The organism is Dysgonomonas termitidis (assembly GCF_042654545.1).
Classification (GTDB): domain Bacteria; phylum Bacteroidota; class Bacteroidia; order Bacteroidales; family Dysgonomonadaceae; genus Dysgonomonas; species Dysgonomonas termitidis.
The window spans coordinates 1-604 of sequence record NZ_JBHSGN010000227.1 but is presented as its reverse complement, the minus strand read 5'-3'; the positions used below and the strand labels follow the sequence as shown (position 1 = coordinate 604).

Here is a 604-nt window from a genome sequence, read left to right as displayed (position 1 = left end):
TATCGGCTTACCCTTCCTTCTTCCGGGGGGACCTTATCAGGACCTCCCCTGTGGGTGAAGACTGGAAAGGCCTGGTAAAAGAGCTGCGGCAAAGGGACGGTATCGCCCATAAGGATTCCATCCTGGGCCTGCTGGGCCGGGCCGTCTACCCCGATGAAACGGAACGGGAGATAAAAACCAGGTTCAGGCAGGATTACAAGGTCATCCACGACTCCGTTTACCCGAAACTGCGGCGGATGGACATCACCTTCCATATGAGCCGCCCGCATATGGTTTCCGCCGATTCGATGCAGTATGAAGTCCGGGAAGGCTACGGGCAGGGGCTTCGCCTCTTGCAGCAGCGCGAATACTGGCAGGCGCTGGAGATACTCAAGGATTACCCCGACTATAATACAGCCCTGTGCCTGGCCTGCCTGGGTTATAACGGCCGGGCTTACGATATACTGGTGCAGCTTCCGGTCACGGCCGGGAGCGAATACCTGCTGGCCATCGTGTCGTACAGGATGGGTAAGGGGGACGATGCCGCCGGGCACCTGGTCCGTGCGGTGGAACTCGACCCGCGTAAGGCTTACAGGATCGGCCTGGATAGTGAAACCGCGGAACT

At 58.9% G+C, this 604-nt stretch carries 1 pseudogene; it reads left to right on the top strand.

What is annotated here, in order from left to right:
• Nucleotides 1-50 precede the first annotated feature (50 nt).
• Nucleotides 51-604, top strand: a pseudogene (locus tag ACFO6W_RS26380) (hypothetical protein); the annotation flags it as partial.